Origin of the sequence: Paludibacterium paludis (assembly GCF_018802605.1) — a bacterium.
GTDB lineage: Bacteria > Pseudomonadota > Gammaproteobacteria > Burkholderiales > Chromobacteriaceae > Paludibacterium > Paludibacterium paludis.
On the sequence record NZ_CP069161.1, the window covers coordinates 122,251 to 135,394 of the forward strand.

At 61.7% G+C, this 13,144-nt stretch carries 18 protein-coding genes; 6 read left to right on the forward strand and 12 right to left on the reverse strand.

Annotated elements, in window-relative coordinates; genetic code table 11:
- Positions 1–128: 128 nt before the first annotated feature.
- The 4 genes from JNO50_RS00500 to JNO50_RS00515 form a co-directional block, all read right to left on the reverse strand.
- Positions 129–434: a c-type cytochrome gene (locus tag JNO50_RS00500; protein ID WP_189532726.1), complete on the reverse strand. Its 306-nt coding sequence runs from the start codon at positions 432–434 to the stop codon at positions 129–131.
- 85 nt (positions 435–519) lie between these two features.
- A complete protein-coding gene (locus JNO50_RS00505) occupies positions 520–1,101 on the reverse strand; it encodes a YggT family protein (RefSeq protein ID WP_189532728.1) in 582 nt (193 codons plus the stop codon).
- Position 1,102: 1 nt separating this feature from the next.
- Entirely contained in the window at positions 1,103–1,906 is an 804-nt protein-coding gene (gene proC, locus JNO50_RS00510; protein ID WP_189532729.1) for a pyrroline-5-carboxylate reductase, read from the reverse strand.
- Between the two features lie 13 nt (positions 1,907–1,919).
- Positions 1,920–2,615, reverse strand: coding sequence for a YggS family pyridoxal phosphate-dependent enzyme (locus JNO50_RS00515; protein WP_189532731.1), 696 nt, complete (start codon positions 2,613–2,615; stop codon positions 1,920–1,922).
- Positions 2,616–2,748: 133 nt separating this feature from the next.
- Here JNO50_RS00515 and JNO50_RS00520 point away from each other — a divergent pair, with 133 nt between their 5' ends.
- Entirely contained in the window at positions 2,749–3,786 is a 1,038-nt protein-coding gene (locus JNO50_RS00520) for a type IV pilus twitching motility protein PilT (protein WP_189532734.1), read from the forward strand.
- 18 nt (positions 3,787–3,804) lie between these two features.
- Positions 3,805–4,941 carry a PilT/PilU family type 4a pilus ATPase gene (locus tag JNO50_RS00525; protein ID WP_189532736.1) on the forward strand — a complete coding sequence of 379 codons (1,137 nt, stop codon included), beginning with the start codon at positions 3,805–3,807 and terminating at the stop codon, positions 4,939–4,941.
- 78 nt (positions 4,942–5,019) lie between these two features.
- On the opposite strand, the gene JNO50_RS00530 is transcribed toward JNO50_RS00525, so the two are convergent.
- From JNO50_RS00530 to cyaY, 8 genes are all read right to left on the reverse strand, one after another.
- Complete coding sequence (locus tag JNO50_RS00530) at positions 5,020–5,748, reverse strand: amino acid ABC transporter ATP-binding protein (protein ID WP_189532910.1); 729 nt, start codon at positions 5,746–5,748, stop codon at positions 5,020–5,022.
- Between the two features lie 5 nt (positions 5,749–5,753).
- Positions 5,754–6,428: an amino acid ABC transporter permease gene (locus JNO50_RS00535; protein ID WP_189532738.1), complete on the reverse strand. Its 675-nt coding sequence runs from the start codon at positions 6,426–6,428 to the stop codon at positions 5,754–5,756.
- On the reverse strand, positions 6,425–7,171 hold the full coding sequence (locus JNO50_RS00540) for an amino acid ABC transporter permease (RefSeq protein ID WP_189532740.1): 747 nt from the start codon (positions 7,169–7,171) through the stop codon (positions 6,425–6,427). The genes JNO50_RS00535 and JNO50_RS00540 overlap by 4 nt, the downstream gene beginning before the upstream one ends.
- A 63-nt stretch (positions 7,172–7,234) precedes the next feature.
- Entirely contained in the window at positions 7,235–8,134 is a 900-nt protein-coding gene (locus JNO50_RS00545) for a glutamate/aspartate ABC transporter substrate-binding protein (protein WP_189532742.1), read from the reverse strand.
- Between the two features lie 160 nt (positions 8,135–8,294).
- Positions 8,295–9,029 (reverse strand): amino acid ABC transporter ATP-binding protein, encoded by a 735-nt coding sequence (locus JNO50_RS00550; protein WP_189532744.1) that lies wholly within the window; start codon positions 9,027–9,029, stop codon positions 8,295–8,297.
- Positions 9,030–9,142: 113 nt separating this feature from the next.
- Positions 9,143–9,925, reverse strand: coding sequence for a 16S rRNA (adenine(1518)-N(6)/adenine(1519)-N(6))-dimethyltransferase RsmA (gene rsmA / locus JNO50_RS00555; protein ID WP_189532746.1), 783 nt, complete (start codon positions 9,923–9,925; stop codon positions 9,143–9,145).
- Between the two features lie 59 nt (positions 9,926–9,984).
- A complete protein-coding gene (locus JNO50_RS00560; protein ID WP_189532748.1) occupies positions 9,985–10,398 on the reverse strand; it encodes a YqaA family protein in 414 nt (137 codons plus the stop codon).
- Complete coding sequence (cyaY, locus tag JNO50_RS00565; RefSeq protein ID WP_189532750.1) at positions 10,395–10,712, reverse strand: iron donor protein CyaY; 318 nt, start codon at positions 10,710–10,712, stop codon at positions 10,395–10,397. Before cyaY ends, JNO50_RS00560 begins: the two co-directional genes overlap by 4 nt.
- 60 nt (positions 10,713–10,772) lie before the next feature.
- Between cyaY and lptM the strand changes: the two genes are divergently transcribed.
- The 4 genes from lptM (at position 10,773) to JNO50_RS00585 (ending at position 13,098) form a co-directional block, all read left to right on the forward strand.
- A complete protein-coding gene (gene lptM, locus JNO50_RS00570) occupies positions 10,773–10,937 on the forward strand; it encodes an LPS translocon maturation chaperone LptM (protein ID WP_189532752.1) in 165 nt (54 codons plus the stop codon).
- Positions 10,934–11,410, forward strand: coding sequence for a GNAT family N-acetyltransferase (locus tag JNO50_RS00575; RefSeq protein WP_189532754.1), 477 nt, complete (start codon positions 10,934–10,936; stop codon positions 11,408–11,410). Before lptM ends, JNO50_RS00575 begins: the two co-directional genes overlap by 4 nt.
- A 2-nt stretch (positions 11,411–11,412) precedes the next feature.
- Entirely contained in the window at positions 11,413–12,501 is a 1,089-nt protein-coding gene (locus JNO50_RS00580; protein WP_189532756.1) for a pyridoxal phosphate-dependent aminotransferase, read from the forward strand.
- Positions 12,502–12,663: 162 nt separating this feature from the next.
- Positions 12,664–13,098: a hypothetical protein gene (locus JNO50_RS00585; protein WP_189532759.1), complete on the forward strand. Its 435-nt coding sequence runs from the start codon at positions 12,664–12,666 to the stop codon at positions 13,096–13,098.
- Positions 13,099–13,144: the final 46 nt, after the last annotated feature.

Sequence of the window (13,144 nt, forward strand, 5' to 3'; positions counted from 1 at the left end):
CTCTTTGTGCAACTGGAATCGGATGCTGTCTTTACCTGCTAACAGGAATATAGAGCGATTCTGGTTTTTTTCACGAATTCTTCACATAAAAAGGCGGCTTACGCCGCCTTTCTGGAAAATTCCGACGCTTATTTGAGCGACAGAATCCATTTAACGAGGGTTTTCACGTCCGCGTCGCTGACCTGCGGGTTCGGCGGCATCGGAATCTGGCCCCACGCCCCGACGCCACCGGCCTTGACCTTGGCGATCAGACGGGCCTCGGCGCCCTTGTCCTTGGCGTACTTCTTGGCCACTTCCTTATAGGCCGGACCGACCAGCTTGGCGTCAACCGAGTGACAGGTCAGGCAATTGTTCTTCTGGGCCAACGCCTGGTTGGCCATGGCGGGAGCGGCCATCGCGCCCAGCAGCAAGGCGGCGAGAAGGGTCTTCTTCATCTTGTATCTCCATAGCTGAAGTTGCACAGCCGTAACGCTTTAAACGACTTCTATCGGCTGCAACCTATGACAAATACACAAAAATTTACATCAACACCTTGAGTTGCATCAAGAACGCGCTTTCAAGGAACCGAACGGGCAGCATCAGAATCACCTGAATGACAAGAAACAACACCAGCGGCGCCAGATCGACCGACCCGACCCGGGCGAACCCGAAATGCCTCAGGTAAGGCCGGGTCAGCGAATCGAGAATCGGTGTCAATGGATTATAGGGGTTCACCCAGCTCATCACCGCCTGGACGATCACCGCGCCCATCAAAAGGTTCAGTGACTGTTTGAAAAGATACAGCAGCGCCAGAAGCGCCAGCGCCACCCAAGTCTGAGGCGAAGTGAAATCGTAAGCGATGGGATTGAGCGCCATGATCAGTATCGACGACACCATGGACACGCCCCAGCCCACCGCCAGGGTCGCCGCGTCGTAACCACGCAGCGACGGGATCAGGCGCCGCGCGGGAATCACCGCGAAATTGGTCACCGCCAGCACGAACTGGCATACCGGATGCTTGAACGGCGCGCGCGCCACCTGCAGGTAGAAGCGCAAAAGCAGCACCAGCACGAACAGATCGGATACGGTGCGCAGGAGAAATTGCAGGGTTTCGTAGAACATATCAGTCCTGACTGAGCTGTTGACCCATCTCGACCGAGCGGGCACGACAATCGAAAGCGCCGGCCACGATCGCGGCCTTGACGCCTTCGGCTTCGAAACGGGCGATGGCGCGTTCCGTGGTACCGCCCTTCGAGGTGACATTGGCGCGCAGTTGCGCGAAGCCGCTGTCGCTCGCGCCGGCCAGCGCCACCGCGCCTTCGAAGGTGGCCAGCACCAGGCGGCGGGCCTCGTCATCGCCGAATCCGGTCCGCCTTGCGGCCTCCATCATCGCTTCCATGAAATAAAACACATAGGCCGGGCCGCTGCCGCTCACGCAGGTAATGTCGTCGATGCCGCGCTCCTCGGCAAGACGCACCGCGATGCCCGTCGCCTCCATCATGCCCGTCACCCGCGCGACATCGTCGCCGCCGAGCGCCGGCGCGCCATACACGCCGCTGACGCCCTTGCCGACCATCGCCGGCGTATTGGGCATCACGCGCGCCACGCGGGCCGTCCCGAGCCAGCGGCACAGCGCCTCCGTCCCGATACCGGCCGCGACCGACACCACGAGCGCGCCGTCAAGCCGCCCGGCCAGCTCGAGCGCCACGTCCCGGAGTCCCTGCGGCTTGACCGCCAACACCACGATCTCGTCCGCGCCGAAGGATCCGGGCAGAACGGGCAGGGGCTCGATGCCGAAGGACGAGGACAGCGCCGCGAGCTTGTCCGGATTGCGGTCGGACACGCGGATGCGGTGTCCTCCCTGCCTGACAAGTCCGCCGATAATGGCGGACGCCATGTTGCCGCCGCCGATGAAGGTTATGTTCATGGTCGCTCTTCAATTAATGTCGATAGCTGCGGGATCCGAAAATGGCCGTGCCGACCCGCACATGGGTCGCGCCGGCGCGAATGGCCAGGGCCATGTCGGACGACATGCCCATGGACAGGGTATCCAGTTCGAAACCTTGCGCCGCGAGCCGGTCGCGCAGTTGCGCGAGCAGACCGAAACGCGCGAGCAGCACCGCCTCGTCGGCACTCGGCTCCGGAATGCACATCAGCCCTCGCAGCACGAGCCGCGGCAGCGCCGCCACCTTGCGCGCGAGCGCTTCCACCTCGTCCGGACGGCAGCCGCTCTTGCTCTCTTCTCCGGACACGTTGACCTGCAGCAGCACATTGAGCGGCGGCAGGGTGTCCGGACGCTGCGCGGACAGCCGCTCGGCGATCTTGTCGCGTTCGACGGAATGCACCCAGTGGGCGCGCTCGGCCACGGCACGCGTCTTGTTGGACTGCAATGGTCCGATAAAGTGCCATTGAATATCCAGATCAACAAGCTCTTCCGTCTTGCTTACCAACTCCTGCACATAGTTCTCGCCGAACGCGCGTTGTCCGGCGGCGTAAGCCGCACGCACCGCATCGGCGCCGAACGTTTTGCTGACGGCCACCAGGGCAACACTGCCGGCCGGCCGGCCGGCGTCTTCCTCGGCGCGGGCCACACCTTGACGGACATCGCCGAGTGCCTGGGCGATCGTTTCCAACATACGAATTCCTGACGGGTTTGACGACACAACGACCGATTATAGAACCAACAGGCGCACAATGGAGAATCTGCCGCACCGGGCAAGCCCCTTTGATACAATCGAAGGAAGACCATTACGGGCACGAGGCTTTCTGATGGAAATTTCCGAGCTGTTGGCGTTCACGGTCAAAAACCAGGCTTCCGACCTTCACCTGTCGTCGGGCATGCCCCCGCTGCTCAGGGTCAATGGCGACATCCGCCGCGTCAACCTGCCGCCGATGACGTCCCATGATGTCCACTCGATGATCTACGACATCATGAACGATTATCAGCGCAAAGGCTTCGAAGAAACCCTCGAGAGCGACTTCTCGTTCGCGCTGCCGGGCATCGCGCGCTTCCGGGTCAACGTATTCATGCAAAATCGCGGTATCGCCGCCGTGTTCCGCGTGATTCCCTCTCATGTGTTCACCCTCGACGAACTCGACGGCCCGCGCATCCTGAAGGAACTGTGCGATCTGCCGCGCGGCCTCGTACTGGTCACCGGCCCGACCGGTTCGGGCAAATCCACCACGCTCGCCGCGATGATCGATTTCATCAACGCCACCCGTTTCGCGCACATCCTCACGATCGAGGACCCGATCGAATTCGTGCACGACAGCAAGCAAAGCCTCATCAACCAGCGCGAACTCGGGCAACAGACCATGAGTTTCGCCAACGCCCTGCGCAGCGCGTTGCGCGAGGATCCGGACGTGATCATGGTCGGCGAGCTGCGGGACCTGGAAACCATCCGGCTCGCGCTGACCGCCGCGGAAACCGGCCACCTGGTGTTCGCCTCGCTGCACACCAGTTCCGCCCCGAAAACCATCGACCGGATCGTCGATGTGTTTCCGGCGGGAGAAAAAGACATGGTGCGCACCATGCTGTCCGAATCGTTGCGCGCGGTGGTGTCGCAGACCCTGATCAAGCAAAGCGACGGCAACGGACGGGTCGCGGCGTTCGAAATCATGATGGGCACACCGGCCGTGCGCAACCTCATCCGGGAAAACAAGCTGGCCCAGTTGCTGACGGCCATGCAGACAGGCAGCCAGTCGGGCATGCAGACGCTCGACCAGGCATTGCAGGAACTGTTGCGCCGCGGCCGCATCTCGCTGGCCGACGCGCGTGGCAAGGCCGCCCAGAAAGATCTGTTCTGAGGCGGAAGGAGTGGAAAGATGGATCAACACGAGGCTCGGCGGCTGATCGCCGATCTTCTGGCAACGGCGGTCGCCCGTCACGCCTCCGATGTGTTCGTCAGCGCGGATTTTCCCCCCGCCCTGAAAATCGACGGACGCCTGCAACCCGCGATGGAAAAACCCCTGCTCGCGCAGGAAGCGAAAGAGCTGGTGCAGGCGATGATGACGGCGCATCACCTTGGCGAATTCACCGCCACCAAGGAGGCGAACTTCGCCATCACCCAGGAGGGCATCGGCCGCTTCCGGGTCAGCGCCTTCATGCAACAAGGACACCCGGCGATGGTGATCCGCCGCATCACCACCGACATCCCGACGCTTGACGAGTTGCGCCTGCCCGCCGTGCTCAAGGATATTTCGATGATCCGGCGCGGGCTGGTGATTTTCGTGGGAGGCACCGGGTCGGGCAAATCCACCTCGCTCGCCGCGCTGATCGACTGGCGCAATACCCATGCCGAAGACCATATCATCACCATCGAGGAACCGGTCGAATTCATCCATCATCACAAAAAGAGCCTGATCACGCAGCGGGAGGTCGGCATCGATACCGACAGCTGGGGAATCGCGCTGAAGAACACGCTACGCCAGGCTCCCGACGTGATCATGATGGGCGAGGTCCGCGATCAGGCCTCGATGATGTATGCGCTGCAATTCGCCGAAACCGGCCACTTGTGCCTGGCCACCCTGCACGCCAACAACGCCAACCAGGCGCTGGAACGGGTCATCAACTTCTTCCCCGAGGAGCGCCGCCAACAGGTGCTGCTCGACCTGTCCCTCAACATGCGCGCCATCATTTCGCAACGGCTGGTGCCGCTCAAGGGCGGCAAGGGCCGTTGCGCGGCGGTGGAAGTCCTGCTCAACAGCCCGCTGGTGTCGGATCTGATCGTCTCGGGCGATGTGCACGGCATCAAGGACATCATGGGCCGCTCCACCGACCTTGGCATGCGCACCTTCGACCAGTCCTTGTTCGAACTGTACGAGGAGGGCCGCGTCGGCCTCGAGGACGCGCTGCGCAACGCCGACTCCATCAACGACCTGCGCTTGCGCATCAAGCTCTATAGCGAGCGAAGCAAATCGCGCGATCCGCTGGGAGGACTCGATCATCTGGATCTGGTCTGACCCGCCTCACGATAGGCGAACACCCCCGCCGCCTGTTCGGGCGGACGGGGGTGTTTCACGTGAAACAGGCCCGAAGACTCAGTGCTGCAGGATCTTGGACAGGAACAACTGGGCGCGTTCGGAACGCGGGCTGCCGAAGAAGGCTTCCTTGTCGCAGTCCTCGACGATCTGCCCCTTGTCCATGAAGATCACCCGGTTGGCCACGCGCCGCGCGAAGCCCATTTCATGGGTCACGCACATCATGGTCATGCCTTCCTGGGCCAGCCCGGTCATCACATCCAGCACTTCGTTGATCATTTCCGGATCGAGCGCCGAGGTCGGCTCGTCGAAAAGCATGGCGATGGGGTCCATCGACAGCGCCCGGGCGATCGCCACCCGTTGCTGCTGTCCCCCGGACAACTGCCCGGGAAACTTCGCGGCGTGCGCCTTGAGGCCCACCCGGTCAAGATAGAGCAGGCCTTTTTGCCGCGCCTCGTCCATGCTGCGTCCCAGCACCTTGACTTGCGCCAGAGTAAGGTTCTCGGCGATGGACAAGTGCGGGAACAGTTCGAAGTGCTGAAACACCATACCGACCCGGGAGCGCAGTTTCGGCAGATCGGTCGACGGATCGCCGACCGACACGCCATCCACCGTGATGACCCCCTTCTGGAAGGGTTCGAGCGCATTGACGCATTTGATCAGCGTCGATTTGCCGGACCCGGACGGGCCGCATACCACCACCACCTCGCCCTTGGCGACCGACGTCGTGCAGTCGGTCAGCACCTGGAAATCCCCGTACCATTTGCTGATGTTGTCAATTGTAATCATCTGGCTCATACCGACCACCTGGAATGAAGACGCTTGACCGCCCGGGAGGCGGTGAAGCTGATAAGGAAATACACCGCGGCGGCGAACAACAGGAATTCATGGGGCAAACCCACGATATCGCCCTTGGACCGCGCGGTATTCAGAAAATCCATCAGACCCACCGCGTACACCAGCGAGGTATCCTGAAAAAGGATGATGCTCTGCTGCAACAGCAGCGGCAGCATTTTGCGGAACGCCTGCGGCAGGATCACATAACGCATGGCCTGCCCATAGGTCATGCCCAGCGCGAACGCGGCGCCGATCTGCCCCTTGGGAATCGCCTGGATGCCCGCGCGCACGATTTCGGCGAAGTACGCCGCCTCGAACATCACGAACGCCACCACGCACGAAGTGAAGGCACCGACCGGGGTGACGCTTCCGGTGATCCACGACAACAACATCGGCACCACCAGGTAAAACCAGGAAATGACCAGCAGCAGCGGGATGGAGCGGAAGTAGTTGACGTAAAACAGTGCCGCCGCCGACATCAGGCGGTTGCTCGACAAGCGCGCGAGCGCCAGGAAGGTGCCCAGCACCACGCCGCCGATCACACCGCCGGCCAGCAGTTTCAGTGTCAGCGCCAGGCCTTCGATCAGTCCCGGCATGGCCGGCACGATCTGGCTGAAATCGAGAGAGGTCATTTGCCGGACCCTCCCATCATGCCGGGTACGCGCCATTTTTCTTCAAGACGGCTCATCAGTTTCATGAATCCCATGTTGATCACGAAATAGATTACCGTGGCCAGTGTGAAGGCCTCGAAGATGTTCGCCGTGTACTCGGCGGTCTGCTTGGTCTGCGCCAACAGATCCATCAGGCCGATCAGCGACGCCACCGAGGAATTCTTGATGATGTTCAGGAACTCGCCGGTCAGCGGCGGGATGATGATGCGGAACGCCTGCGGCAACAGCACATAGCGGTAGAGCTGCGCCCGGGTGAAGCCGATCGCGAGTCCAGCGCTGCGCTGCCCTCGCGGCAAGGCTTCGATACCGGTGCGCACCTGCTCGGCGACACGCGCCGCGGTGAAAAGCCCGAGGCACACCACCACGCTGATGAAGGCCGAGGTGCCGGGATTCAGGTCCTGCTTGAACCAGGTCTCGATCGGGCCGGGCAGCAGGTCCGGCACCAGGAAATACCAGAAAAACAGCTGAACGAGCAGCGGCACATTGCGAAACAGCGCGACATAGACGCCCGCCAGACGCGATGCGATGCCGCCTTCCAGAGTGCGCGCCACACCGATCACGGCCCCCAGGGACAGCGCGACGAGCCAGCCGCACAGCGCGATGGCCAGCGTCCAGCCCAGACCCGAGACGAACCAGTTCAGATAGATTTCATTGCCCACGCCGGTGGGGTTGAAATACACACCCCAGTTCCAGTGGTAATTCATGATTCATTCTCCAGCACGAAAAGGGGGCACGAATGCCCCCTTTGTCAGAATCCTGACTGGAACTCAGTCGGCGGCCTTGTCGGTCGGACTGGCGTACAGCGCCTTGAGGTCGGCGCTCATCGGGAAGTTCAGATTCAATCCCTTGGGCGGAATCGGGCTCTGGAACCATTTCTTGTACAGCGCGTTGACTTCGCCGGACTTGTACACGGCCTTGAGCGCATCGTCGACCACTTTCTTGAAGGCCGGATCGTCCTTGCGCAGCATGCAACCGTAGTTTTCATGGGTTTGGGCGCGGCCGACCACCACCCAGTCGGACGGATTGCGCGACTTGGCCATTTCGCCGTACAACAGCGCGTCGTCCATCATGAACGCCACCGCGCGGCCGCTTTCGAGCATCTGGAAGGATTCGCCGTGGTCCTTGGCCTGGATGATGTTCATGCCCATCTTTTTATCGGCGTTCATCGCGCTGATCAGACGCGCCGACGTGGTGCCGGCGGTGGTCACCACGTTCTTGCCGGCCAGATCGGCGAAATCCTTGATGCCGGAGGTTTTCTTGGTCATCAGGCGGGTACCGATCTGGAAAATCCCGACCGAGAAGGCGACCTGCTGCTGGCGTTCCACATTATTGGTCGTGGAGCCGCACTCGAGATCCACCGTGCCGTTCTGCACCAGGGGAATGCGGGTCTGCGAGGTCACCAGGTTGTAGCGCACCTGCAGGCCAGGCATGTTCAGTTCCTTTTTCACCTGATCGGCCACTTTATTGGCCAGATCCACGGCGAAACCGACGGGTTTCTGGTTGTTGTCGTAGTAGGAGAAGGGAATGGACGAATCGCGGTTGCCCAGCACGAGCGTGCCGGTCTCCTTGACTTTTTTCAGGGTGCCGGTCAGCTCGGCCGACATGGCCGGAGCCGAGGCGATCGCCGCCAGCGTGGCGGCACAGATAAGATGCTTGCTCATCAACATAGTTTTTCCTCCAGTGAATGACGGTTCGGCGCGACCGCCGGCAGCCTGTGACCCGGCGGTATCGCGCCTTTCCGGGACGTCCGTTCGCAGTGCGTCCCCGTTATCGGGGATCGAATGATGGGAAATGTCTGCTAACGGCCGTCGCGAATCGGTGTTCCGGCTAGCTCATCGGAGTGAGGAGCTGGCGCAGGAACTGTTTGGCGCGGTCGTGCTGCGGATTGAGGAAGAACTCCTCCGGTTCCGCCTGTTCGAGAATCTCGCCGTGGTCGACGAACACGACGCGGTCGGCCACTTCGCGGGCGAATCCCATTTCATGGGTGACGACCATCATGGTCATGCCGCTCAAGGCCAGGTCCTTCATGACCTTGAGGACTTCACCGATCATTTCCGGGTCCAGCGCCGAGGTCGGCTCGTCGAACAGCATGACCTTCGGTTGCATCGCCAGGCCGCGCGCGATCGCCACGCGCTGCTGCTGGCCACCCGACAATTGCGCGGGAAACGCGTCCTTCTTGTGTGCAAGACCAACGCGCTCAAGGAGCTCGACCGCCAGTTTTTCGGCCGCCGGCCGGGTCATCTTCTTGACCTGGATCGGCGACAGGGTGATGTTGTCCAGCACCGACAGGTGCGGATACAGATTGAAGTGCTGGAACACGAAGCCGACTTCGGCGCGCAAGGCGTTCAGGTCGGTCTTCGGATCGGCCACGTTCTTGCCGTCCACCCAGATTTCGCCCTCGTTGATCGTTTCGAGCTGGTTGACGGTGCGGATCAGTGTCGATTTGCCGGAGCCGGACGGGCCGCACACCACGACCACTTCTCCGGCCTTGACGTGCAGCGTGATGCCGTTGAGCACGTGCAGATCCTTGAACCACTTGTGAACGTTCATCAAACGTATCATTCAGCTTCGTCCCTGTTGTCTTGACCGGATGCGACCGGTTTTCCGGCTAATTCTGACCCGAACGCCATAAAACCACAACGTGCGGTGCACAATAGCCTTTTGATTATGAATAACTAATTATTTTTCTTATTGAATAGATAGTTCGTCATAGCCACATAGCACTCCACCGGCAAGCTTTCCGCCCGCGCGCCGGGGTCGATGCCAAGCGCGGTGAAACCCTCGTCGTCCAGCACGCCCTTGAGCGTATTGCGCAAGGTCTTGCGCCGCTGCGAGAACGCGCGGGTCACCAGATCCTCGAGCAAGGCCTCGTCCCGGGCGATGCCGCAACGGCCAGGCGCCGGAATCATCCGCACCACCGCGGAATCGACTTTCGGTGGCGGCCAGAACGCCTCGGGCGGCACGGCAAGGATGTTTTCCATCTCGAAACGGTATTGCAGCATCACGGTCAAGCGGCCGTAATCGGGTGTCGACGGCTCCGCCACCATGCGGTCGATCACTTCCTTTTGCAACATGAAGTGCATGTCCTTCACGCGCGCGCCAAAGCTCGCCAGATGGAAAAGCAGCGGGGTGGAAATGTTGTAGGGCAGGTTCCCGACGATTTTCAGGTCGCCCGGCACCGAGGCGAAATCGTAGGCGAGCGCGTCGCCCTCGTGAATGGTCAGGCGCTCGGGCGCCACCTTCTCCTTCAACCGGGCAATGATGTCGCGGTCGATTTCCACCACGTGCAGGTGGCGGAGCGTGCGCAGCAGCGGGAAGGTGATGGCGCCCAGTCCCGGGCCGATTTCGATGACGGTGTCGTCGGGCTGCGGATTCACCGCCGCGACGATGCTTTCGATGACGTGATTATCTTGCAGGAAGTTCTGTCCGAACCGCTTGCGTGGTATGTGCTGGCTCATAGGTGTCTTTTTTCCGTTTTCCGAATTTTAAACCGCGGTGGAGAAAACCGTCAGGTTTTTCACCCGGCAAGACGAATGACGGAATACGCCAGAATGGCATAGCGCGCCGCCTTGCCCAACGTCAGCCAAATGACGCAGGGCACGACAGGCAAGCGCAGCCAGCCGGCCGCCAGCGGAATCGCGTCGCCGATGAACGGCACCCAGGCCAGCGCCAGCGAGGCGCTGCCATAACGAGCGAACAACCGCTCGATGCGCGGCGGCATTTCCTTGCGTGGCGCGAGCCTCCCGATCACGAGACTCGTCAGGCTGCCGGCGGTGTTCGCGAATGTCGCCACGGCCAGCGCCCATGAGGCATCGTGCGGCCATTTGTAGAGAAACGCCGCGAGCGCGATTTCCGAGTTGCCGGGCAACAGCGTGGAGGAAAGGAAGGCCGAAGCGGCGAGGCCGCCGAGCGCCAGCGCCTCGCCGCTCATGCCTGAAAGCGGAAAGGCGCGCCGGCCGTCTCGCCGATCAGGGTTTCCAGCATGTCCGACAGCGACGAACCGTCACGGGTATTCACCCATTGTCCGTCCCGGAAGGCATAGTGAAAGCCGCCGCGTTTGGCCGCGACCCACATCTCCCGGTTGGGCAGGTGCCGGTTGACGATGATTTTCGCGCCATTGTCGAACGCGAGTTCAAGCACCCCGCCATTGAGCGCGTAATCGACGTCGATCTCCTGGTCGTCGAGCGCGTTTTGCAGGTTTTCCAGAAGCGCGTCGGTCAAATCGAGAAATTCGGATTCGGTCATGGCTGTTTCCCGCTGTGTGAGTTTGTTAGTATGGAATTTTGCCACAATCGGACGCTGCTCATGAGAACGCTGTTCGCCCTTCTCTTCACCCTCGCCGCGCTGACGGCCTGCGGCTACAAGGGCCCCTTGTACCTTCCCGCGCAAACCGATGCCAAACCGGCCGCGGCCAAACCCGCTCCCGCCACGGCAAGCCAACCCAAAGCCGACGCTTCGGGGGTCAAATGAACGTCTCGATCCGGCGGCTTGACCGGACCGATTCCGGTGATCTGGCGCTGCTTGTCGCCTTGACCGACGCCTATGCGCGGGATGCCGCGGGCGGTGGAAACGGGCTTTCGGCCCACGCCAGAGCCCATCTGGGGCAGGCGTTCGCCGCCCACCCCTCGACCTTCGCGCTGGTGGCCGAAGAGGGAGGGGAAGCGCTCGGCCATGCCTTGTGCTTTTTGGGGTTTTCCAGTTTCTACGCCGCGCCCACGGCGATGCTGCACGATCTGTCGGTATTGCCCGCGGCGCGCGGGCGCGGCATCGGACGCCTCCTGATGCTGGCCGTCGAGGAAGAAGGACGCCGACGCGGCTGCGCCAAGGCGATGCTGGAAGTGCGCGACGACAACACCGTGGCGCGCAAGCTTTATGAAACCTCCGGCTATGAGGTCAGCGGTCTTGGCGGTTCGCTCTACCGGATGATGGAAAAGGTGCTCTGACCGTGACACGCTACGCCCGCCATCTCGCTGCGCAACGCATTGCCAACCCTTTTCCCGGCATCGTCCGTCTGGAAAAGGCCATCGGCGGGCCGATCACCGCGCGCATCGGCTCCAACGAGAGCCTGCCGCTGGAAGGCTCTCCACTGGAAACGCTGTTCGGCGAGGCGGTGGCGGAACTGGCGCGGCTGTATCCGGACCCTTACGCGCACCGGTTGCGTGAGCAGGCCGCCGCGGCCAATGGCACGGCCCCGGACACCATCGTGTTCGACACCGGGGCCGACAGCCTGATCCTGCTCGCATTGCGGCTGTTCTGCTCGGCGGGCGACCGCGTCGTGTGCACGGCAGGGACCTATCCGACCTTCGGTTACTTCGCGCGCGGACAGGGCCTCGCGATCATCGAAACAGACTATCTTGACCGCTTGACCTCGCCCCGCGTCGATCTGGATGCGATGGCGGAAGCGGCCGGACGCCACGATGCGCGGCTGGTTTACCTCGCCAACCCGGACAACCCGACCGGCCACGCCTGGGACATGGCGACGCTCCGCGCCTTCCGCCGCGCCCTGCCGGCGGATACCCTACTGTTGCTGGATGAAGCCTACCGCGACTTTTGCGATGATGCCGACAGCGATAACGGCCCCATCGATGGCGTGATCCGGCTGCGGACCCTGTCCAAGGCCTTCGCGCTCGCCGGCCTGCGTGTCGGGTATGCGATCGCGCCTGCGCAATGGGTGGAACGCGCCGATGAAATCCGCCCGCAGTACGCGCTCTCGTCGATCGCCCAGGTCGCGGCGCAAGCCGCGCTCGATCATCCCGCGCATTCGAAACAGCTTATCGCGCGCACGCTGGCGCTGAAGAATGATCTCGCGCATATTCTGAGCTCGCACGGCCTCAGGGTGCTGCCATCGGCCACCAATTTTCTGGCGATCTGCTACGACACGCCGGACGAGGCCGCGCGACGGCAAAAAGCGCTGCTCGCCCAGGGCATCGCCGTGCATCGCCCGCCCCACGAGGCGACGGCCCACCTGCTGCGCGTCACCGTCCATCCACACTCCTTCGAGCCGGCCGTGATCGAAGGGTTGACCTTGCGATAGCCGCCGTACCCGTGATTGTCAGGGATAGGGGCTCACCGGACTGTCCTGGCTAACGTCAGCATCGTTAAGCGAATTTTGAAAGAGTAAAAACCCGGTAAACGGGATCATGCTCGCCTGCCATACGGCTTTTTGAATACTTCACATGAATAGCGAGCTATCCCCATGCAAGTGACCACCCCGACCCGATACAGCTTCCTGCCGACCCGAAATCAAGATCTTCTCGGACTGCGAAACTGGCTGAAAACCAGCGATTTCAGCGGCGCGTCCATCATTGGAATTTTCCCGTCCAAGGTCAAGGAAATCAGAAAAAACAGAGAAATCATCACCATCCGGCTGGATGAAGCGTTCGCCAATTGCCCGGGCAAAATCCCGGCCAAACTTGGCCGGGCCACCCAGGCTGTCAGACATATCGGCGAGCGGTTGAATGTTCATTCGATCAACCAGTGGGCCAACCAGCGCGACGCCCTCATGATCGATGCGATGAAAGTGCCGAAATGGCTGGAAGAAAAGGGCGTACAGAACGTCCCCAACCAGCCGCTGAGCAAAGACATGATCCTGAAGCTGCTCGAGCAAAACGGTCCGCTGTTGGCCGAATAATCCGATAACGGAGTGGGGCGGTCAGGTGCCCCACTGAAACACTTTC